This window comes from Crocosphaera watsonii WH 8501, assembly GCF_000167195.1.
GTDB classification, from domain to species: Bacteria; Cyanobacteriota; Cyanobacteriia; order Cyanobacteriales; family Microcystaceae; genus Crocosphaera; species Crocosphaera watsonii.
This window is the reverse complement of the sequence record NZ_AADV02000023.1, coordinates 1-21,992: the sequence shown is the minus strand read 5'-3', so window position 1 is coordinate 21,992 and position 21,992 is coordinate 1. Positions and strand designations below refer to the sequence as shown.

The 21,992-nt window shown below is 39.3% G+C and carries 18 protein-coding genes and 2 pseudogenes; 9 read left to right on the top strand and 11 right to left on the bottom strand.

Going from position 1 to position 21,992, the window contains the following annotated elements; genetic code table 11:
* Positions 1 to 7 precede the first annotated feature (7 nt).
* Positions 8 to 1,609 carry a glycoside hydrolase family 57 protein gene (locus tag CWATDRAFT_RS14815; protein WP_007305771.1) on the bottom strand — a complete coding sequence of 534 codons (1,602 nt, stop codon included), beginning with the start codon at positions 1,607 to 1,609 and terminating at the stop codon, positions 8 to 10.
* Positions 1,610 to 1,767: 158 nt separating this feature from the next.
* On the opposite strand from CWATDRAFT_RS14815, the gene CWATDRAFT_RS14810 reads away from it, so the two are divergent.
* From CWATDRAFT_RS14810 to CWATDRAFT_RS33750, 5 genes and pseudogenes are all read left to right on the top strand, one after another.
* On the top strand, positions 1,768 to 2,913 hold the full coding sequence (locus CWATDRAFT_RS14810; protein ID WP_007305786.1) for a histidine kinase: 1,146 nt from the start codon (positions 1,768 to 1,770) through the stop codon (positions 2,911 to 2,913).
* A gap of 91 nt (positions 2,914 to 3,004) precedes the next feature.
* Positions 3,005 to 3,706 (top strand): hypothetical protein, encoded by a 702-nt coding sequence (locus CWATDRAFT_RS14805; RefSeq protein WP_007305787.1) that lies wholly within the window; start codon positions 3,005 to 3,007, stop codon positions 3,704 to 3,706.
* Between the two features lie 130 nt (positions 3,707 to 3,836).
* Complete coding sequence (locus CWATDRAFT_RS39850) at positions 3,837 to 4,088, top strand: mechanosensitive ion channel family protein (RefSeq protein WP_007305788.1); 252 nt, start codon at positions 3,837 to 3,839, stop codon at positions 4,086 to 4,088.
* Positions 4,089 to 4,109: 21 nt separating this feature from the next.
* Entirely contained in the window at positions 4,110 to 4,865 is a 756-nt protein-coding gene (locus CWATDRAFT_RS14800) for a mechanosensitive ion channel (protein ID WP_326997419.1), read from the top strand.
* Positions 4,866 to 4,990: 125 nt separating this feature from the next.
* Positions 4,991 to 6,517 (top strand): annotated as a pseudogene (locus CWATDRAFT_RS33750) (IS5-like element ISCwa2 family transposase).
* 91 nt (positions 6,518 to 6,608) lie between these two features.
* On the opposite strand, the gene CWATDRAFT_RS14785 reads toward CWATDRAFT_RS33750, so the two are convergent.
* From CWATDRAFT_RS14785 to CWATDRAFT_RS14765, 5 genes are all read right to left on the bottom strand, one after another.
* A complete protein-coding gene (locus CWATDRAFT_RS14785; protein ID WP_007305770.1) occupies positions 6,609 to 6,890 on the bottom strand; it encodes a DUF3288 family protein in 282 nt (93 codons plus the stop codon).
* A 3-nt stretch (positions 6,891 to 6,893) separates the two neighbouring features.
* Positions 6,894 to 7,925 (bottom strand): WD40 repeat domain-containing protein, encoded by a 1,032-nt coding sequence (locus CWATDRAFT_RS14780; RefSeq protein ID WP_198138987.1) that lies wholly within the window; start codon positions 7,923 to 7,925, stop codon positions 6,894 to 6,896.
* A 120-nt stretch (positions 7,926 to 8,045) separates the two neighbouring features.
* Complete coding sequence (locus CWATDRAFT_RS14775; RefSeq protein ID WP_007305768.1) at positions 8,046 to 8,333, bottom strand: hypothetical protein; 288 nt, start codon at positions 8,331 to 8,333, stop codon at positions 8,046 to 8,048.
* Positions 8,334 to 8,866: 533 nt separating this feature from the next.
* On the bottom strand, positions 8,867 to 9,043 hold the full coding sequence (locus CWATDRAFT_RS38580; protein WP_007305767.1) for a hypothetical protein: 177 nt from the start codon (positions 9,041 to 9,043) through the stop codon (positions 8,867 to 8,869).
* A gap of 116 nt (positions 9,044 to 9,159) precedes the next feature.
* Complete coding sequence (locus CWATDRAFT_RS14765; RefSeq protein WP_007305766.1) at positions 9,160 to 9,888, bottom strand: Bax inhibitor-1/YccA family protein; 729 nt, start codon at positions 9,886 to 9,888, stop codon at positions 9,160 to 9,162.
* A gap of 391 nt (positions 9,889 to 10,279) precedes the next feature.
* On the opposite strand from CWATDRAFT_RS14765, the gene CWATDRAFT_RS14760 reads away from it, so the two are divergent.
* Complete coding sequence (locus CWATDRAFT_RS14760; RefSeq protein ID WP_007305791.1) at positions 10,280 to 11,062, top strand: RNA polymerase sigma factor SigF; 783 nt, start codon at positions 10,280 to 10,282, stop codon at positions 11,060 to 11,062.
* Positions 11,063 to 11,130: 68 nt separating this feature from the next.
* Here the strand turns inward: CWATDRAFT_RS14760 and CWATDRAFT_RS14755 are convergent, their stop codons facing one another.
* Both CWATDRAFT_RS14755 and CWATDRAFT_RS14750 read right to left on the bottom strand, forming a co-directional pair.
* Positions 11,131 to 11,931 (bottom strand): YwqG family protein, encoded by an 801-nt coding sequence (locus CWATDRAFT_RS14755; RefSeq protein WP_007305765.1) that lies wholly within the window; start codon positions 11,929 to 11,931, stop codon positions 11,131 to 11,133.
* Between the two features lie 155 nt (positions 11,932 to 12,086).
* A complete protein-coding gene (locus CWATDRAFT_RS14750; protein WP_042711582.1) occupies positions 12,087 to 14,321 on the bottom strand; it encodes a sensor histidine kinase in 2,235 nt (744 codons plus the stop codon).
* 299 nt (positions 14,322 to 14,620) lie between these two features.
* Between CWATDRAFT_RS14750 and CWATDRAFT_RS14745 the strand changes: the two genes are divergently transcribed.
* The 3 genes from CWATDRAFT_RS14745 to CWATDRAFT_RS14735 are packed head-to-tail and all read left to right on the top strand — an operon-like array spanning position 14,621 to position 18,585.
* On the top strand, positions 14,621 to 16,000 hold the full coding sequence (locus CWATDRAFT_RS14745) for an RNA-guided endonuclease InsQ/TnpB family protein (RefSeq protein WP_007305792.1): 1,380 nt from the start codon (positions 14,621 to 14,623) through the stop codon (positions 15,998 to 16,000).
* Between the two features lie 42 nt (positions 16,001 to 16,042).
* Entirely contained in the window at positions 16,043 to 16,675 is a 633-nt protein-coding gene (locus CWATDRAFT_RS14740) for a response regulator (protein ID WP_042711576.1), read from the top strand.
* A gap of 20 nt (positions 16,676 to 16,695) precedes the next feature.
* On the top strand, positions 16,696 to 18,585 hold the full coding sequence (locus tag CWATDRAFT_RS14735) for a ribonuclease catalytic domain-containing protein (protein WP_007305794.1): 1,890 nt from the start codon (positions 16,696 to 16,698) through the stop codon (positions 18,583 to 18,585).
* 53 nt (positions 18,586 to 18,638) lie between these two features.
* Here the strand turns inward: CWATDRAFT_RS14735 and CWATDRAFT_RS14730 are convergent, their stop codons facing one another.
* The 3 genes and pseudogenes from CWATDRAFT_RS14730 to CWATDRAFT_RS14720 all read right to left on the bottom strand — a co-directional run.
* Positions 18,639 to 19,268: a DUF3177 family protein gene (locus tag CWATDRAFT_RS14730; protein WP_007305763.1), complete on the bottom strand. Its 630-nt coding sequence runs from the start codon at positions 19,266 to 19,268 to the stop codon at positions 18,639 to 18,641.
* 101 nt (positions 19,269 to 19,369) lie between these two features.
* The gene (locus CWATDRAFT_RS14725; protein WP_459538829.1) at positions 19,370 to 20,563 is read right to left on the bottom strand and encodes an IS110 family transposase; all 1,194 of its coding nucleotides are present in this window, start codon (positions 20,561 to 20,563) and stop codon (positions 19,370 to 19,372) included.
* A gap of 734 nt (positions 20,564 to 21,297) precedes the next feature.
* Positions 21,298 to 21,983 (bottom strand): annotated as a pseudogene (locus CWATDRAFT_RS14720) (IS1634-like element ISCwa1 family transposase); the annotation flags it as partial.
* Positions 21,984 to 21,992 lie beyond the last annotated feature (9 nt).

Here is a 21,992-nt window from a genome sequence, read left to right as displayed (position 1 = left end):
TTTGTCTCTATTTTTTGTTTTTTGGAAAGCGATAAACACGATAATCGATACTGGGGAAAATATTATCAATAGCTTCGATGCTTTCTAATAAACTAGCGTTGATAGTTCCCAGTTGAAAATCATCATAAATCTGATTAAATCTGAGGAGATGGGTTTTAGTGCGCTCAATGGCATAACTAACCATCGTCCCTGTGCGCATAATAAACGCCCAGTCAGATGATTGAGCCAATAATAACTCCCGTGCCGCTTGGTTTAAAGCCCTTTCTTCCAACTCATCGGCCGGTTCGATGTTGCCTAATTCTATCATCCGTTCTGTGGCTTCGTGGAGATGGGGATAAATCCAAGTATTAGAGTCATTGAGCCAAAACTCATGAAACCCCTTATAGCCCCAACTCGACTGAGAGAGACGGCATAACTGCTGGGTTGGGTTATGACGGAGATAGTCAGCCAAGTGAACTAGATCAAAAGTATTTTGGTCATACCAAGTCTTACGAAATAAATAATCAAGAAACCAGGGACCCTCGTACCACCAATGACCAAATAATTCCGCGTCATAGGGAGAAACCACAAGAGGATGACGCTGCATCATCTTAGCCAAATGAGCAATTTGTTGCTCGCGATTGTACATAAAATTCCCTGCGTGTTCAGCAGCCTTTTCTCGGGCCCAATAGGGGTCATAGAGAGATTTTTCTCCCATATTGCCCTGAGTATTGGTGATTTTATGGTATTTAATCCCTGTATTTTTCCTTTGACCATTAGGCATAATATAGGGTTCAATATAATCGTAATCCGCTTCCCAACCCAAATCTTTGTAAAATTCTCGATATTCGGGATCACCCGGATAGCCCATTTTAGAAGACCAAACTTGACTAGAAGACTCGTGATCTCGACCAAAGGCAGCCACCCCTGTTTCTGTAAATACGGGGGCATAAGTCCCGTGACGGGGGCGAGGGTTGGCGTAGAGAATACCGTGGCCATCGATGATAAAGTAGCGTAACCCGGCCTTAGCCAGCATCTTTTCCAGCCCTTCATAATAGGCACATTCAGGCAACCAAATACCTTTTGGGGGGCGGCCAAAGGCTTCATGGTAATGGTCGCAGGCCACTTTAATTTGCGCCCAAACCGCTTGAGGGTACATTTTCATCAACGGTAGATAACCGTGAGTCGCCCCAGATGTCATAATTTCCAGGTTGTTGCTTTCTAAGAATTGTTTAAAGCCAATGAGCAAATTTCCGTTATACTGTTCCCAAGTTTCACGGATTTGAGCAAATTCTTGGTGATAAAACTCAGCTAAATAGCGAATATGGCCGTTGTGTTGATTATTCTCAATTTCCTTAATAACGAGTTCTTGTAACTTAGTAAGATGATCGTTATAGCGTTCCTGTAATAAAGGATCTTGTAACATGGACACCAGAGGGGGTGTCAGACTCATGGTCATTTTAAAATCGATCCCATCCCTTTTTAGTCCCTCAAAAACCCGCAGTAGGGGAATATAGGTTTCTGTAATAGCTTCATAAAGCCACTCTTCCTCTAGGATATAATCCCGTTCGGGATGCCGTACAAAGGGTAAATGAGCATGAAGGACAAGAGCTACATAGCCAAGAGCCATAATCGTTTTCAACCATCACAGTGAAGTTTGTACCATTAAGCTTTAAGATTAAGTGTAGTTGATTTTATACTATCTTAAGGATCTAGACTAGAATAGATAGAAAAAATCTCTTACTAAAAGAACCTTGTTTCTCTGTCAGTATATAGTATCAAGTCGCAGTGCTAGAACCCTCCAACCATCAAACAAACTCTGAAAGCGATCATGCTGCATCTATTCAGCTATTGTTGTTTGTCGATGAGCGTCCCAGTTCCCATGAGTACATTCAGCCCATTCGGGATTATCTCAAAACAGTCAGCCAAGATCATACTTACCAGCTAGAAATCATTGAGATTCACGAACAACCCCACTTAGTAGAGCATTTTCGCTTAGTTGCCACCCCGGCCCTGGTTAAAGTAGTACCCACCCCCAGACAAACCCTGGCGGGTAGTAATCTAGTCAATCAACTGAAAAGATGGTGGCCACAATGGCTCTCAGCTTTGAAAGAAGATAATCATCAAGAGAAATCACCGGAACAATCCACTAATGTCGGATATTCAGGGGAACTGATGCGGCTTTCTGATGAGATATTTCGTCTGAAGAAGGATAAAGAGAATTTACAAGAACAACTCAAGTTCAAAGATCAAGTCTTAGCTATGTTAGCCCATGACTTACGCAGTCCCCTAACGGCCGCTTCCATTGCAGTAGAAACCTTAGAACTAGCTCAAGCTCAAGAAAACAGCGAGAAACGGCAAAAACTAACAACCCAACTATTTCATCAAACCCGTAATCAATTTCGGGTGATGAATCGTCTGATTACAGACATTTTACAGGCTTCTAAAAGCATGAATGCTCAGTTGCGCGTGGAACGGACAGAAGTGTTCTTACCCGCACTCTCTAAAGAAATTGTGGCACAATATAAAGAAGTATTAAGAGAAAAGTCCTTAACATTGATTGAGGACATTCCTCAAGATGTACCCTCAGTCTATGGAGATGAAGAATTAATCCGTCAGGTGATTGTCAACTTGATCGATAATGCGATTAAATATACACCAGGGGGAGGAGAAATTAGCTTATCTATTCTCCACCGCACCAGTCAAAAAATACAAGTTAGTGTCTGTGACACAGGCCCAGGTATTCCCGAAGAAAAACAAGAACGGATTTTTGAAGGTCACTTCCGTTTACAAAGGGATCAAGCAAAAGAAGGATATGGATTAGGGTTATCTTTATGTCGTAAAATTATTCGTGTCCACTATGGCCAAATTTGGGTCGATAGTGTACCAGGACAAGGTAGCTATTTCCATTTCACATTACCTGTTTATCGTTAGGGATAAACATGGGTAATCTCTCTAATAGGAGTCTCTTTAAATTGACTCTACTGACTAGAAAAGACAAGATTCGCTCAACCATCCAACCGATATGCGTAAAGCTTTAATTATCGTCAATGCCCAGGTAAAAGCCCAAGGTACCATGTATCCTGCTTCTCCTGCAACCGAAAAAATGGTTATGGCACTCGAAGCAGCCATTAAGGCTGATTCTTCCTCAACTCAGGTTGAAGTGATGGCCACAGACTCGTTATGGTCGAAAAATGCTCAGCCTTCCAAACCAGATCCAGATATTATCTATTGTCCCCTGACTATTGAAGTCCCTAACTGGTTATCTTTTCCAGGACAAAAAATTTACCAAGACTGCAAAGATGTTAAGGCAAGAAGACAATGGGTAGATAAAATGTTGGGCTACAAAACCAGTATTAGGGATGCTTGGTTAGGTGATTTGTGGCTACCCGTCGCTGTGACTCCCAGAGAATTAATTTATGGGGAAATCATTGGGGAAGGGGCATTTCCTAATTCTTACGAGCAGCCTGTTTCTTTGAAGAAGTCCTTACTTCGTCCTTTACATGAGTTGGCACAAGGGTTATTAGAGTCCCTAGATGCCCCACCATCTTTATATTTGTTACAATTTCGCCTCAAAGGTCAAAATATTGTTTTTGATCGCTTATGGCCCTTTCCTGCTGCCCCTGCGATCGCTTCTTTAACCTACTCCCACCCCAACTTATTTAGTTGTTATTGGCAGTGTTTGACCCATCAAAACCTTCCTAGTTTGACGGCAAGTCCCTCTTAGTGAAATAGCAGGGAATTATGACCAATTGTTAAGGGTAGTTGGAATTAACATAAGGGATTTTGGATATTAAGTGGGTATTTCGTTATATTAAAACCGAAAATATACCCCTTGATTATCCCAAGGTTAAATCATGACTATGTTCACCTGCTGGTTTCTTGCACAAGAAACTCCAATTGTTGATCCAGCTTTATTAAATCAACTCTTCTCTGATAGTTGGACTTTGATACAAGGTCTACTAATCCTGTTGGTTGGTTGGATTACTGCCTCTATTGTTAGGGGCGTTGTCAAAAAAATTCTCCATAATACGGAAATCGATAATCAAATTGCTGGTTGGATTTCTGGGAATGATTCATCTGATAGTTCGATCCCCATAGAAAAATGACTATCAGACTTCGCCTATTGGCTGATCATTCTCTTTGCTGTCGTTGCTTTCTTAAACACCCTACAACTTGAGGCGGTTTACCAACCCCTCAATTCTCTGTTGGGAGAACTTACCAGTTTCTTACCTAAACTATTAGGGGCCGGCATACTCTCAGCCATCGCTTGGTTATTGGCTACCCTAGCCAAGACGATCATCACTCGGGTTTTAGGGAGTTTTAATCTCGAAGAAAAGTTAGGGGAAGGCAATGAACAAATATCCGTGTCCCAAACTATCGGTAATGCTATTTACTGGTTCATTTTTCTGCTCTTTTTACCCTCCATCCTCAGTACCCTTCAGCTTGAAGGTACTTTAGTCCCAGTACAGGGACTGTTAGACCAAATTTTAGCTATTATTCCTAATGTCCTGGGAGCGTCTATTATCGCTGCTGTGGGTTGGGTTGTAGCAAAAATTGTTCAAGGAGTGGTTAGCAGTTTATTGGCTACAACTCCCATTAATCAAGTTGGGGCAAAATTTGGCTTATCCACTGAAGCCACTGGTAACTCTTTATCCAATATTGTTGGCAACGTTGTTAAGGTTTTAATCTTAATTCCGGTTGCTATTACTGCTTTAGATGCACTGCAAATCCAAGCTATTTCCCAACCAGCGACGGAAATGCTCAATCAAGTGTTAACTCTGTTGCCGAAATTATTGGCAGCGACACTGGTTTTAGGACTAGCCTATGCTGGAGGACAATATCTCTCTGACATGATCAGCAATGTCTTAAGTAGGGTTTGCTGAATAAAAGCAAAACCCTATTCTTTAAAAGGTTACACCCATATTCGCGATCGCAAAAAAGATCAGCTTTGTCGGCTACAAACCGCTATAATTGGTAGAAACACCTCCCAGTTGTTGGTCAAGAACAAATGTATCGAAAAGAGGAGCAACCTTTACCGCCCCCAGAAAAATTTGAATTACCTTTCGAGGGCAAATTGTCCCCCAATAATCGTTGGGTAATCATGGCAGAGTTGATACCTTGGGATGATTTTGAGGAAGAATATGCTAAACTTTTTTCAGCAGAAAAAGGTGCGCCAGCCAAACTATTTAGAATGGCATTAGGGACATTAATTATTAAGGAAAAATTAGGAACAAGTGATAGAGAAACTATAGAACAGATTAGAGAAAATCCCTATCTACAATACTTTATAGGTTTAAATTGTTATCAACAAGAGCCACCACTGGAATCTTCAATGCTAGTTCATTTTAGGAAAAGAATTGATGGAGAATTGATAAACAAAATCAATAAAAAAATAGTAAAAAGAGAAATAGACAAGAGTGATAAAGAAGTAAAAAAAAAGGATTGTCTCCAATAAAAAGGAGAAAAAATAAAAAATAAAGGTAAACTAATTTTAGATGCGACTTGTGCGCCAGCAGACATCAAATACCCAACGGATTTAGGCATATTAAATCAAGCCAGAATTGAGACAGAAAGAATAATAGATAATCTTTATAAACCATTAAGAGTAAAATTGAGAAAAAAGCCGAGAACTTCTAGAAAAATTGCTAGAAAGGAATACTTAAAAGTAGCTAAAAAACGAAAAGTATCTTATCAAGAAAGAAGAAAAGCTATCGGGAAACAGTTAAAATACCTTAAGAAAAATTTAGGAAATATAGAAGACTTAATTCAAGCTGGGGCTTCCCTGGAAAATCTGAGTAAAAGACAGAAAAATTGTCTAGAGACTATCAAAAAAGTTTATGAACAACAACAGTCAATGTGGGAGAATAAGACCCAGAGTGTTCCTCAAAGAATTGTAAGTTTAACTCAACCGCATATTCGTCCAATAGTGAGGGGAAAAGCAGGAAACCCAATAGATTTTGGAGCTAAACTCTCAGTAAGCTGTGTAGATAACTATGTGTTTCTAGACAAAATAAGTTGGGAAAACTTCAATGAATCTTGTCATTTAAAAGAACAAGTAGAAAAGTATAAAGAAACGTTTGGCTATTATCCCGAATCCGTCCATGTAGATAAAATTTATCGAACTAGGGAAAACAGAAATTGGTGTAAGGAAAGAGGGATAAGAATCAGTGGTCCGAAGTTAGGAAGACCTCCGAAAAATGTCAGTGAAGAAGAAAAGAAACAAGCCCACTCCGATGAATGCTTCCGTAATGCTATTGAGGGAAAGTTTGGACAAGCTAAACGAAGATTTAGCCTAAATCTCGTGATGACAAAACTCCCTGAAACCTCCATTACATCTATTGCTATTACATTTTTAGTTGTCAATCTTTCTAAACTTCTGAGGCAGTTTTTGTCGCTTTTTTTGTCCTTATTTACTAATAATAGAACAGGGGAACTCATCAAACCGCCTTTCATTAATTTTGATTATACTTTAAACAATTTTTATGTACTAAAACTTATTGATTTGTCAGAAAATTCTTGGTCAAAAGTGGCATAAATTTTGGAGAAACTTTTTCAGCAAACCCTAATTACCTAAATCAATAAAAAACTAATAACTGATCACTGATAACTGGTCACTGATAACTGAATTAGCTCCAGTCTTGTCCTCCTTCTTGCGAAGACTTTTTATAAACCTTTCCCTTTTCATGAAGGTGACGAGTTTTCTCGAATAATTCTGCTTCTGTTAATTGCCATTGTTCTAAAATTAAATCTAAATCTTGGGTTAATTGTCGGGCCCCAGGAAAATTACCATAACGAATACGAAGTCTAGCTAATTCCGCCAGATTATAGTCAGTGGGATCAGCTACTAATAACTCGTTAACGATCAGGCGATCGCCTTTTTCTTTGGGATGCTTTTGATCTTGCGCCATATATCAAAAACTGCGTCTTAACTTGAGAGACTCATAAAAAGCAGGAGAAATTTCCCAGAGATTAACCACTCTATCAAACCCACCAGAAGCAAAATATTTTCCATCAGGACTAAAAGCTACCACATTGACCAGATCGCTATGCTCTTTAAAATGACGTAATAAGCGTCCAGTTTGGGCGTTCCATAACCTTACCCCATCATGGCCAGCACTAGCTAAAACTTGACCATTGGGACTGAGGGCGATCGCTTGAATTCTGCCTCTATGGCCAGTCCAAGTATCCAATAACTCCCCCGTTGCCAAATCCCATATTTTAATAGTGCGATCGTGACTTGCGGTAATCAAGCGTTTTTGGTCAAGGGTAATAGCCAAACCCGAAATAGTTTGAGAATGTGCGCTAAATTGCGAGACAACTGTTTGATCCCTTAAATTCCAAAATCTGACAATTCCTTGATTATCACCACTGGCCACTAAAAACCCATTAGGGTGCATGGCCAAAGCAAAAGCTGGTGTACCAAAACCTTCTAGTTGATAGAGAGAACGAGGTGGTTCTAAAGTCCAGACTCGAATCCCATCTAATGACCCCGTTACCACTAGCTGACTATCAGGGGTAACAACTAGATCCAAAACATGGCTATAGTGTTCAAAAGAAGTTACTTTACTGTCTGGGTTAGGCCAAACCCAGAAATGAATATCCGCATCTTCTCCGCTACTGATTAAAGTTTTACCATTGGGAGAAACAGCCAAGGTTAAAATTGCGGAACTTTGAGTGCGGAGGGTATCAATCTCATGTCCATCTTCAATAGACCAGAATTTTAAAAAAGGTTCATTAGTGCTTCCAGCACTAATAACCGTCCTCCCATTAGGACTAAACGCTAAAGACCGAATGGGAGTGGTATGACCCGTTAAACGGTGTTTAAAACGTATTCCAAGGTTAACCACCGGAATTTTCTGCTCAGATAGGGCTTCTCGTTGTTGACGAATCAACTGAGCATAGCTCGGAAGTATCCAGCCTTGTCCCAAAACAACTAACGTCATTAAGATGATTTTTAGTGGTGTGGTTAGCCGTTTCCGTTCGTTGTGATCCTTCATGGCACAATAAGGGCTTTTACAGTGTGATTTTTTAGCCCTATTCTATCGACTTTGCCAATTTTTTGCCTAGCGACGAGATTTGTCATGGGTTAATAAAGGCAAAGGGACATTAGAAGAACTAGGAGGAAGATAGCGTCTGGGTTTATCCTTTGTAATAATCGGTTGAGCTTTTTGTACTTGCCACCAGCGTAAAATCATGGAAAGAGAGACAATAAATAAGCCGAAGGAAAACAAAGACCAGCGTTGACCAACCCCTCCCATCACCGCATCTACCGCTCCCACCACTAGAATAAAACTAGAAATGGGTTCTTTGCGGTAAAGGGTTCTGAGAACACGAGGCAATAAGATGTTCATCGGAAATTTTGGGTTTGAAACCCCGTCCTTATAGGACGGCTTTACATATCCCTTGCGGGAGAGGGTTTTAGTATGCCGATAAGGCCGAGAACCCCCTAACTCGTTTAAGTCCCTTCGGTGCAACAAAACTAAGATGTCCTGTCTAAAAGCACCTAACCAATTAGGTTTACAGATAGTCCGAACGAGGGAAGTATTCGGAAGTGTGTACCAAGCTGTGTCTCCATGCGGTATTCACCTCTTACATTGACTAAATTGGTCTAGGCAATCCCTGCACTTTTAGGGCAGGGTTGGTGAAGGCAATTGGATCGATAGGATATTTAATCTAATTTCAGCTTATCTTATGTGCCAGAAAATGAACTGTATAAATTACGGAAATTAGATTAATTATTACGATATCTCACTTAAGGTAAGTTGCGGTACTTTATCTAATGTTTATCAAAAACTTCAAGAATTAACTGAGATTTGGAGATAGATGGGGTGACGGGTTGTAGAATTGACAGTCTCCGGTGTCTCCAGTCTCCCCCATCTAAGTATCACTGTAAGCCTAGCCAGGATAATAAGCCTTGTCCCGTAAAATATTCAATGGCCAAAACTAATAAAAAGCCGACCATAGCAGCACGACCATTTAACCGCTCTGCATAATCGTTAAAACCAAATTTAGGATCTTCGAGTTTAGGGGTTTCTGTGGGTTGGGTAGAAGGTTCACTCATAAGTTTTCTCTGTGATTATTTTCTTTACATTTCTTTACTTTACCAACTAAAGGGGCAGGGGAGAAATATCATTCTGCCTCCTGCCCTTAACGAGGCAGAAGCCTCGATCAAGCACTTTAGTCACGGCTATTAATAGCAATGAGTAGGCGTAAAATGAAGATAAACAAATTGATGTAGGTTAGGTACATAGAAAGAGCAGCAGGAAGATACTGTTCATCTCGATAAGTACGAGGAAGGATGTAAAAATCTACTACCGCAGCCCCAACAAACAAGAGAACTCCTAATCCAGAAATAGCGATTTCTAACCAGCTAGCGGTATGAACTCCTAATAATAAGAAGATTAATTGGCCGAAAATTACCACTAATAGGGCAATCATCCCTAAACCGATGGTTTTGGTTAAGGCCATACCATCTTCTTCAGAAAGATTTGAACCTACGCTACGGGCAAAAACGAAAGTTATGCCACAACCTAAAGCAGCGATCGCAATTCCTTGGCTACCCACCCCTTGAGTTCCCAGGGCAACAAAAACGAGGCCGCTGAGGGTGTAACCGGATAAAAGGCTATACAAAGCCAATAAAGGTAAAGCGGTGCTGTTATTGCCATTTTCCGCGATATTGCGGGCGACAAAAAACAGAACCAATTCCAAAATGATCGCCACAAAGAAAGTGGGGAAAAAGAGATTAGGGAAAGATTGAATCACCCCTAACCCTCCGTAGGTTCCCACTGCGGTTAAAACTAAGCCACCCCCAACAAAGGGTAAAGCATTAGCGATCACATTAGGACCGACGAGATGTTGACTTTGGGCTTCGCGAATCGCATCACGAAAGTTGCTGGTATTACTCATATAATCCCTCTCTACTGACTTAACGGATAACTTAGACAACTACTTATGTTTATACCTAAAAATTAACGTAATTGCCTAGTAAAGAATACCGAATCGGGGAAGTGAGCAAAATTAATAGTTGGTAAAGTAGCTCAGAGTCAATTTGCGTATTTATGCAGATTCATTTTAAGAACCTGCCTAAAATTTCCGTGTAATACCGATAGTAGGGAATTTCTCTGAGAAAGATAATAAGGACATATAGACAAGATTCCTTAGTGGAATTTTCAAGCCATCAACAGTTATGAAGCCAATGCTAATTGATAGGGGTTGAGCCAAGACTGTTTTGTTAAGGACGTTCTAGTAACTCCATCTCATTATTATTTTTCCCTTTAAAACTTTGGATCTAACAATTATGACTCACTATAACCAAGCCAGTAAGAATAAACATCTAAATAGCATAGAGCTTTTGAGTGCTTATGCCCGTAATCCTTCCTTAGAGTTACGGAATCAATTAGTAGAGTGTAATTTAGGGCTAGTGCGTCAAGTTGCCCATCGTATTAGTAACCAATGCTCAGAACCCTATGAAGATTTAGAACAAATTGGTTATTTAGGTTTTATTCGTGCTATCGAGCGTTTTAATCCTCAACAGGGTTGTGCCTTTAGTTCTTTTGATATCCCCTATATTCGTGGGGAAATGCTCCATTATCTTCGGGATAAAGGTAGTGTAATGAGAATTCCTAGACGGTGGCAAGAACTTCACAATAAAGGTAAAAAAATACGTAAGCAGTTGACAGCTAGTTTAAAGCGTTCTCCTTTTGATTGGGAAATCGCAGAAGCTCTGATGATCCCCTTAGAAGAATGGAATGAATGTCAATTAGCACTGCAAAACCGTCTCTTAGTCAGTCTAGATGCAACCATTAGCCACAATATGGATTGTTCCCTTAGTTTTGGGGATACCTTGCCCGATCAACATTATCAAGCGAAACAACGGTTAGAAGAAGATCGCCTACAATTACAACGGGCTTTGGGCCAACTGGAGGACAAAACCAAGGCCGCTATCGAATGTGTCTTTTTGAATGAACTTCCCCGTAAAGAAGCAGCCAAACAGATTGGTATTAGCCCCATGACGGTGACACGCCATCTCAAAAAAGGAATTCAGCAGCTAGGCTCTTTATTAGAACCCCAAGTGGCTTAGGATCTTGCTAGAGCTATTTTTCCGGCCAGAAACAGAAATCATCAAAGACATCGGCAGTGGGCTTGACTTCAAGAACAATCATAGGAATATATAACCTGACTGAAATCTAAATTTCTGAGCGCGGAAGGTTGAATAAAAAAGTTGCCCACTCCCATGTCTCCCCAGATGATATCAGCATCATCATCAGAGATCATTTGAAACAGTAATTCATAAGGTTCTATGGTTTCATCAAAATTCATTCTTGGATCATCTTGGGTAAAAAAGGGATAACCCCCTAATTTATGTTCTTCTCCTTCGTATAACTCAAAATAATCGTCTAAAAGATCATAATAATCTAGTTTTTCTTTTGAACCACTGACGAAATTTTCGATTATCTTTTCTAAACGATAATCACCACCTGTAATGGGTTCGTGTTTTTGTTCAAATTTCAGGGCAAAACTACCAATAAATGGCAAAATAACATCCGGATCATCAATACTTGGTAGAAAACTAAAATCAGTAATTAAATTTTTTTCATCTAAATCAATCTCCTCAAAATAAATAACCCGAAAATATTTTTGCTCAGCCAAATCTTCATCGTTCATACCATATAAATCATGATAACTATCTATATAAAATTGTAAAATTCCTTCCTTGGGAAAATTATCTAATAATAAAGTTTCAGAAAAATTAATTTGAGCCAATAAAATTAAGGGATTACCTTCTGGACTTTTAGGATAATCTAACTTTTTAGGAAAATAGGGTTCTCCTCCAAACTTACTTTCCCATATAGTCAGCTTATTACTGAAAGAAGGAGTGATTTTTAGATAGAGTTTTTGGGTTGCTTCTAACTCTTTCCGTAGGTTTTCTAACTGAGGAGGAAGCTTCATAATAATTGAATAACTAAAGATACTATTCCAATTTTCACAGAAAAGTTACCAATTTATGAGCTTGTTAATCTTTAATTAATAAATTAGGAATTATCAAGTATCGCCATGTAATTTAGAATTGATTTTTTTTGCTCATTCCTGCATTCTCAATTCTTTCAACTTACTGCGGAAGGTTGACTTTTAGCCATAGGAAGGGTAAACCAGAATTGACAGCCATTCCCTGGGGTACTTCTGACCCCAATTTTACCCCCATGTGCTTCAATAATTTGACGACATTGGTAGGAACCTAAACCGATACCTGTCCTTCGTCTATCGTGCAAACTACGAAGGTATAATTTAAACAGTTGATCACATTGCTGTTCACCCATTCCTATTCCATTATCAGTCAAACTACAATAGATCATCCCTTGTTTAACTGTGACATCAATACCTAAATTAATTCCAGGAGGATTATGTTTTAGCGCGTTAGTAACAAGATGCTCAAACACTTGATGGAGTTGTTCTTTATCTCCAGAAATTAAAGGTAAATTATGAGAAATATTAGCAACTAAATTGGCCTGATTTTGCTGTAATAATGGTTGCCATTCTCGAATGAGTTCATTGATAAATTGAGATAAGGATAACTGTTCACAATGAATCATTAGGGGTCGTTCTTCAGAAAAATGATCCTCAGATAGTGCATTAATTAAAGTTAATTGACGTTCACTACTATTAATCATTCTATCCAGAATAAAGCGAGATAAAGTCAAGCTATCTTCAGAGCGATGTTGTAGATTTTTTAACAACATTAATAATCCCATAATCGACGTGCGTAAGTCGTGGGAAACTGCCTGTAAAAACACCGCCTTCATATCATGTAACTTGTGGACTTCTCTGATTTTTTCCTGTAGTTGATAGGTGCGTTCTTCTACCTGTTTTTCCAAATTACAATTTAACTGCTGTACGGTTTGGTAAAGTTGGGCTTGGCTCATAGCAATCATAACTTGGCCGGCCAATTGTTCTAATAATTTTACCTCTTGTTTTCGCCAATGACGCACTCCCAAACATTGATGAGCCACCAATAAACCCAACGGTTTACCATCTAAATGTAAAGGCACTACTAAAGCAGCCTTAATCTGATAACGTTCAGTATATTTTTGTACCGTTGGGGATAAATTAAAGTTCGTAATATCATCAGCAATAAACGTTTGTGCCTGGGTAAAAAGATAAGGTAAAGCCGTGAGTAAATCATCCCTGGCATTACTTCCTAATAAACTAGGATAATCACCATTCAGAGATTCAGCCACCACCTCAATACGTCCGCCATCCTGCCAAGAAGCAATAAACACCCGATCCGCTTCAATTAACTGACGAATTTCTGTAACAGTAGTTTGAAAAATCTTTTCTAGCTCAAGAGATTGACGAATTTTTAAAGACACTTCCGCCAATAAATGATCCCGTTCTAAAGTTGTCCTTAACTGTCTTTCTGCCCGTTGTCTTTCCGTCACGGCTGCTGATAACAATAAAGCCGTGCCACTGACAATAATGATAAACATTTGTAGCAATAAAATAGTTTGAGACTCATTAACCATTGGCATCACAAACGGGCCTACTCCTTGGCCTGTTCCAGCGATCGCCAATAAAGCCAAACACAAACTACCCACAACTGCCCCCCAAGTTTGGAAGCGAATAGCCGCCCAAACTACGATGGGGAAGGGTAAATATTCCAAATAGCGAGCATTACTCAAACTTCCTTCCATCAAAATATGTACTTGAGTATGACGGGAAAAAACCATCCAACTCAACCCCAATAAAAGTCCTCCACAGATAATCACTTCCAGAACTCGCTGTCGGCGATAACGGCGAAATAGACCCGCCCCATCGAGGTAAATTCGCAACAGAAAGGGCGTTACTATCAAAATACTACTACAGTCCCCTAACCCCACCATCCACCAGTGTGAGGCAAAATTCTGCCAATTCAGAGAACCCATCAACAAAGCTGATAAGCTTTCTAAGGTTGCATTTACCCCAGGAGCCACAATTCCTGCCAACAAGATTAACGCTGCCACATCATCGATGCGAGATAAACGAGAGGAAAAACCGCCCCAATGCAGCAATTTAAACCCTAACCAAGCACAGAGGGTGCTACCAGCAGCAGAACTGAGTATTAGCCCCCAGCTTGCTCCTAGAGCAAACATCAACAGAGCATCACCCAAAAAAATGCCTAACCAGACTTTTTCCCCATAGATGAGCAATGCAGTTAAAGCAATGCCCGTGGGAACCCGGAGAGGTGCTACTTCGTTGTTAAGGTTGGTAGTTGCATGAGCCAATAAACCACCGAGCCAATAGGCCAGGGCCACTGGGATAACCATAAGGTCGAACCATTGCCAGGGATGACGAGATGAACTCATAAAATTTAACTCTCTCACTCTAACTAAAGAGTGCCTAACCAAACAATCTTTGTGCCTCCCCTAGATGGGTGAATTTCAGGACAAAAGGTCAATCGTCTGGTCGATCTTCGGTGAATTGATCAATAATTTACCTACAATGTCGGATGAATGCCCCCGCTACATTTTTCGAGCTAAATACTCACCAAAATTAGCGGGGGATGAAATCCGACCAATAAATTAACGCAAAGCATCGATTTTAATTCTAGCGTTTTTAGGTAAAATATGTTATAATTAATTTATCCGAGGTCGAAGGTTAATAAATGCTAGTTGTAGAAGCTAAACTTAAAAACGGGACACCAGAACAATACCAGAAACTAGATGAAGCCATTAGGACATCCCAGTTTGTGCGTAATACCTGCGTTCGTTATTGGATGGATAATAAGGGGATAACCCGTAATGACCTCCAAAAACTTTGCTCTACATTAGCTAAAAATAAAGACACACCTTGGGTAACTTTATTAAACTCTCAAGCCCGTCAATCCGCTGCTGATAGGGCATGGCAATCAATTAACAGGTTCTACCAGAATTGCGGAGCGCCGACGCGCCATCTCATGGCGCATGTCGCCGCACCAAGCAGTCGTGCCAAGATATCAGGGAAGAAAGGGTTTCCTAAGTTTAAAAAATATAGTCGTTCTGTTGAGTATAAACTAACAGGATACAAGCTATCCGATGACAGACGTAAAATTAAATTCAGTGATGGTTTTAAAGCCGGAGAATTTGATTTATGGTGTAGTCGAAGAACCTTAGTTTATTATTCAGAACAACAGATTAGACGGGTAAGAGTTGTGAGACGTGCTGACGGTTGTTATTGCCAGTTTCTAATTGATGTAGAACGTCAAGAAAACCATGAACCAACGGGACAAGTAACAGGAATTGATCTGGGCTTAAAAGAGTTTTATACTGATGCTCAGGGAAATACTGTTGATAATCTACGCTATTTAAGGAGATCAGAAAAGCGTCTTAAAAAGGCACAAAGACGATTATCAAAACGTTTCCGTAAAGGCAAGAAACAGTCTAACAACTACCACAAGCAACGGGTAAAAGTTGCCAAGCTTCATCTTAAAGTATCAAGACAGCGTGAAGACAAAGCAATTAAAGATGCTTTGGCGTTAGTCCAATCTAATGATCTGGTGGTCTATGAGGCTTTAAAAGTTAGAAACTTGGTAAAGAACCGTAAACTTTCTAAGTCAATTAGTGATGCTTCTTGGTATCAATTCACTGAATGGTTGAATTATTTTGCTAAGATTTATCGTATTGTTTGTATTGCTGTGCCGCCCCATTGCACCAGTCAAGATTGTTCGGTTTGTGGCACAAGAGTTCAGAAATCATTAAGTACCAGAACTCATCAATGTCCTAACTGTAAAACAGTCTTAGATAGGGATCATAACGCAGCAATTAATATTCTTAAAAAGGGTTTGAAATATTTGGGAGAACATCTCAACGGTACTGTAGGGCATACAGAAACCGGAGCCAGTGCGGTCTTGGGGTCTCCCCAAGTAGAGCAACTGGCGTACCCAAACGCCTTGGGAGAGTCCGACCTCTGGGTTCTTAATGGCAACGTTGAGAATTTAAGCCGTCTCGTTGAGCAAGGAATTTCTAATAGTGATGTGGAAAGAATCCCCCGTTACAACGCAGTTTAACGGGGGAGTATGTCAATTAATAATCATCTGTTACTTAACCCTATGCGAATTTTAATCGTTGAAGACGACCCCCTAATGCAGTTAGGCTTAGAACAAGCGTTAGGCGAACATCCCAACTTTGAGATTGTTGGACAAGCTGAAGACGGCTACATCGGTGTTCAAAAAGCTTTGGAACTTAAACCCGATCTAGTGGTCATGGACATCGGACTACCCCGTTTAGATGGGATCGCAGCCACTAAGCAAATCAAAGAACAGTTACCTGATATTCATGTAGTAATGTTAACCTCCCACACCTTACAAACCGAGGTAGTGGCCGCTTTATCCAGTGGTGCCGATGCTTATTGTATCAAAGGGGCAAGTTTAGAGCGATTATTAGCAGCTATTGAAGCGGCACAAGATGGGGCAACTTATCTTGATCCCCAAATTGCTCGGTTAGTCTTAGATAACTTGAAACCACCCACCTCAGAACCCAATCAAAATATTAGCCTCTTATCAGAACGAGAATTAGAGGTTTTAAAGTTAATTGTGGAGGGTAAAAGTAACAATCAAATTGCCGAAGACTTATACTTAAGCACCAATACCATTAAAACCCACGTCCGAGGTATTATGAATAAATTAGCTGTGGACGATCGCGTACAAGCTGCTGTCGTTGCTTTACGTTCCGGTTTGGTCTAACAATTGAACAAAATATACAGATGGCCCCTTCTCTTATCCCTCATGATGAAATCAATCAACTGTTGCAAGAACCCTTAAATATTGATGATCGGCAACAGGTTTTAGGATTTACCATTGATGGTGAAACCTCAAAAGACTTAGACGATGCTTTGTGGATAGAACCCAATCAGTCAGGGGTGATTATTTCTGTCCATATTGCCGATGTTACCGCTTTAGTTCCCCCTAACTCCCAACTGGAACAACAGGCATTTTCACGAGTGGAAACCCGTTACCTGGCCACAAGCAATAACCCCATGTTTCCCCGTCAGTTATCGGAAGATAAACTTTCTCTCCTCGAAGATAAACCCCGATGGACTGTTACCATTCGCATTACCCTAGATGAAGCGGCCAATATTAAAAAAACCCAACTCTTATCTACCCATCTCAATAGCATCAAAAAATTTTCTTATGTAAGTGCAGATAAGACCCTAAACGACCCTTCACAGCCTCTGTTTCAAGTCTTACGCTATTGTGAACTATGGGCGCAAAAACTCGCTTTGAAACGGCAAAAAGGAGGAGCTTTTGGTCAAAGTACCATCGCTGGCGTTAGTTTAGACGAGGAAGGAAGATTAATCGAAACCCCCTTATACCATTCTCAAAAAATTATTCAAGAATTCATGGTTTTGGCTAATACTGCCGTAGCTAGTTTAGCCGAAGAGCATCGACTGCCCATTTTATACCGTAATCATACCGCTTCAGCCATTGCTCCTGAAAGTAAACTGTTGATTGAAACCTTAAACAACCTGGGACTACCAGAGTTAGTGCGTCAGAGACTACAAAGTTGGTTAAACCCTGCTACTTATTCCCCGGCGTTGGTTGGGCATTTTGCTATGTCTGTGGGGGCTTATACCCATTTTACCTCCCCCATTCGTCGCTTCGCTGACTATATTAATCATCGTGTCCTCAAAGCGGTTTTTATTGAGCAGAAAGAATCTCCCTATACCGTAGAAGAATTACAGGCGATCGCTAAACACATTAATGATAAAAGACAAGAAATTAAAGAAAAACGTAACGAGCATTTCCGAGAAGAGCGTCTAGCTAAAACCGTTACTATTTTAAACAAAAAAGCAAACATTACTACCTTATCAGATAAAGAATTTTCCCAAATCATCAAAGATAGTCTCAAAGTTTCCAAGCTAGATAAATTAGTTCCCGAAGCCCAACAACGGTTAGAAAATCGGACTCTCAAACCTTCTGATTTATATTATTTGGTATTTGGGGAATATGAAAATCCTGACAACCGAACCTTGATTAAAGATGAGTTATTAAACCATTTAAAGGAACAACCTACCCTAGCAACTCAAATATTACAAATTGCTGCCACTATTGGTCAAACCACTGTGGATTATTTAGACAAAAAAATGACTTCGGGTAAGTTTGCTTTCTGGACTGTATTTGATGAAAAAACTACCAGTCAGCCCTCTATTGCCAGTAATAAACAAACCGCTAGACACCAATCTAATTGCAATTGGTTACAAGGAAAATTAGAAGACAAATTACAGGAAGTTACGGCCATCGATCAAACTGCTTTGAACGATAAAATAATAGAAGAATCCCCTGTCTCAGCCCCTGCTACTGTTGTTAATGAAGAACCCTTGGACTTATCAACAGTTTCCTCAGAAGCCATCAATAATCCTATCGCCTATTTACACACGACCTTGCAGCGATTAAAGCTGAAAAACCCAGTTTATTCATACAATAAAATAGACGATCAATGGCGATGTTGTTGTCAGGTTCAATGGTTAGACGAAATACTCATTGAAACAGAAGCCTTGGGACAAAATAAAAAAGAGGGAAAAACTCAAGCTTCTTTAAAAGCAATCATCGAATTAGAAAATTATGTAGTCAATGAAGAATTTCCAATTGAATAATTTGGTTTCAAGAAGATGTAATTGTTAACTGTTAATTGTTAATTGTTAATTATTCACTGTTCTAAAGCCGATCTTCCTTGTTTGGCGAGACGAATGAATAAAAAATAAGCAAAATAGAGAAGATAGATCGACAATCCCAGTAAACCCATAAATCCCATAAAAGCAGGAGTTGCATCTCCATGAACTAGAGACCAATAACCCACTGGTGGCTGTATCCAAACTTGACAAAACTGACTTTCTAACGTGCTTTGGGAAAAGGCACAGGAAAGAAAAGGCACATGAACCATTGCGCCGATGCTACCATAAACCGTGATCGCCCAACGCCAGGACGTTACCATCAATTTTAGGAAACTCCCAGGTAAGTCCTTAATTTCATCGTTTAAATCCACCCAAAACCACAAAGAAATGGGGATAAGGATACGGGCGGACAAAGCAGTAATAAAGCCGGCTTGTCCACAAAATGCCTCAAAAGGAGAATTTTCTCCTACCCAACCAGGGGCTAATAAATAAACTGTAATCAATAATAAACTAGCGACTCGCCAATAGATAATGAATAAACGTCCAATGGCATCAACTCGTTTTAGTAAAGCCCAAATACTTAAAACCAAGGGTATGATAACTGTAAATACAATAGCAAGGCGATAATCTGTCCAGATGAAGGGTTGAAACCAAAGGTCTGCCATAACGGTTATTGATTCTACGAAAAATCACTCAATTTAGTTCAAGATTGTTTCGCTCAAATTATAACGGATAAGGGAGGGCTTTAGCTCTCCCCTTTCTGTTGTTACATTTCCTTACTTCTACGATACGCCCCAATTAATTCTTTGAACAGTAGCTTAACCAGCTTATCCCCAACTCTGGCCTTTCCCCATTGCTTTAGGGAATTATTTCCAGGACGTTCGGGGTCGATTTTTCCGTCTTTGGTTAACTTAGCCTGAATGTCATTCAAGTAGCGATGGTAAAGAAAAATGATCGAAGGCTTAGGGTCTTTGGGTTGACCCATACCCATGAAACGATGCGCCCAAAGATATAACCGAATTCTTGAGAGAACCGAACCAGTAACGATGTGTCCTTTTTTCTTGCCAGATTCCCAAGGCTTTACCGCTTTACCTAATCGAGCGTGAAAACGATTCAACCCTACACGCTTAGTAACGGGCTTTCCTGCTTTCCCAAACTTCCGAGGTTTGATTTTCCTTAACTCGTTCCCCTCACCATCCAAAAATTGTTCAAATGGGTAGATTTGGCAAAGAATTGTTACAGATTCGTAAATTCCGAGGTCAAAAGCAGAAAACGCTTCTCGATAAAATTTATATTCAGGGGTTAGCAAGGAATCTCGAAACCCTTGTTTAATCTGTATCCTGCGTTGTTTAAGTGAACAAATTGTTTGAGCTAGTTTAATTAATTGAGAACTAAACCCTGATTTATTTGCCGTTCCGATACTTTGAAAAAGTTTTTTTTGCCAAGACTTCGATTTGCCACCATCTCGATCAATGTTACTAATAAACAACCAGATACCGTCTACTTTGTCCGAAGACTGAGACTTACTATTTTTTGCTTCTGGGAATTCTGTGTGCAGTAAGTTTCTCGCACGGTTAACCAGTGGCTTTAATTCTCTGTTAATTCTCTCATGTTCTAGAAGTAACTGATAGGCTGCCTGGATTTCAGGGTCTCTGATAGCAAGGAAGGATGACGGGTTATTAAGATTGAGCCACCCACAATAAGCCAATGCTGTAGCGTCGTGGTAGTCGTCTTTATAATCCCATTGGCATAACTTCCGATAACTGGTTAAGTCACGGTTAGAAATTAACCTAACTTCTTTACCAGCGTCTAGCAAGGTGTTAACCCATAGTTTTGAATAATTACCAGTGGGTTCCATGATGTAGATGTCCCCTAAACTTATTAACTTTTCAAGGTGCGCTAGGTTGGTTTCTATCTCGGAAAAATAGGCTTGATCATAAAAATCAGTCGCCTTAGTTATAGGATAATCGAGATAGTCACTTTAACACTAAAACTCATCGGTACTGCTACACTTTTGTAACAACCGATATCTAAACCTACAATGGTCTTATGGTCCATGTTTTGTGTTTGTTCTTAGGCTATTATTTTGACCCTGTTAAACTCCATCGTCTTTTAATAGCCAAAGCCAGAATCTGCTTATTAGTTCAGAAGACAGTAGGAGTTAAAGGGTCATGGGGATATCGTCTGGTAAATTGATAAGACCGATTCGTCTATTTACTTTAAAAGACCGTGTTATCCCCATATCAGAGAAGGTAATTAAGCTTCTCCATTCCCCCTACTTCTAAGAGTAGGTAGGATGCAGAAGGTTAACGGGTTAAATTTTGTCAAATATATGCTTATAAGTAGATAAGCAAAACAAAAACTTTTCTCTTTCCTCACCCATTAAGGTAGTTATTATTCCGTCTTCATCTATTATGTTTAGATAACCGCCTTTATCTTCAATATCAATAAATCCCAGATTCCGCACTTCAAAATGTAGTATAAAAAATACATAGTTTTAAAAAGTCCGAAAATCATACCTGGGCAAGAATATTTCTCTTTTCATTAAATTTTTAGGAAAAATAATCAAATTAAGAAGATTTATACTCATTGAAAACTTAGCAAGACTCAGCACAAACGAAGGAGAGTTTCCTCTTCTCATTTGATATCATTAGACTCTTATTCTTTTATTATTTTTGCTTTATCCAATTCAATTTATAGATAATATCTTTGACAAGATGCAGGTAATAAACTCAATATAAAACGCCTTTCTTCTGTTAAATTGACAATTTGTTTAACTCCGTTTAAAATCACATAATGAATACCTTGAAAACATTGAAATATCCACCTCAAAGTCGGACGCAATGTTACTTTCCCTACTTGATTATTTATTCCTTTTTTGACTCTTTTTAAACAATTTCTTAATTCTCTTTGCCCCAAGTTATAAATCAACAAACACAAAGACATTAAAAATAACATTGTTTCTATTCTTTCTGGTTTTTCAACGAAGAAACTATCAGTAAAAAATAAGGGATCTTTCAAAAATCGAAATCCTCTTTCCGTAGATTGCTGGTTTTTATAAGTTATCAGAATTTCACTAGCTTCTAATTTATTTTCCTCTACTAAGTTAGTTGCTAAAATAAATTTTCCTGCTTCTTTAGTCTTTCTACTTATCTCTTCATCTTTTTTGATGATCAGACTAATCATTTTATAAATCTTTTCCTTTTTTTTCGAGTAAGTTTCAATCAGTTCAACTTCTTTTATTTTCAACAATCTCAATTTTTTATTAATAGCTTTTAATTTATATCGAGCAGCTTGAGGATGTTCAAATTCTTCAGATTGTATTTCTTTAAGAAATTTTTGGGATTCTTCTCTTCTTGGGAAAGTTGTTTTTCTAGTTTTCCAGATTA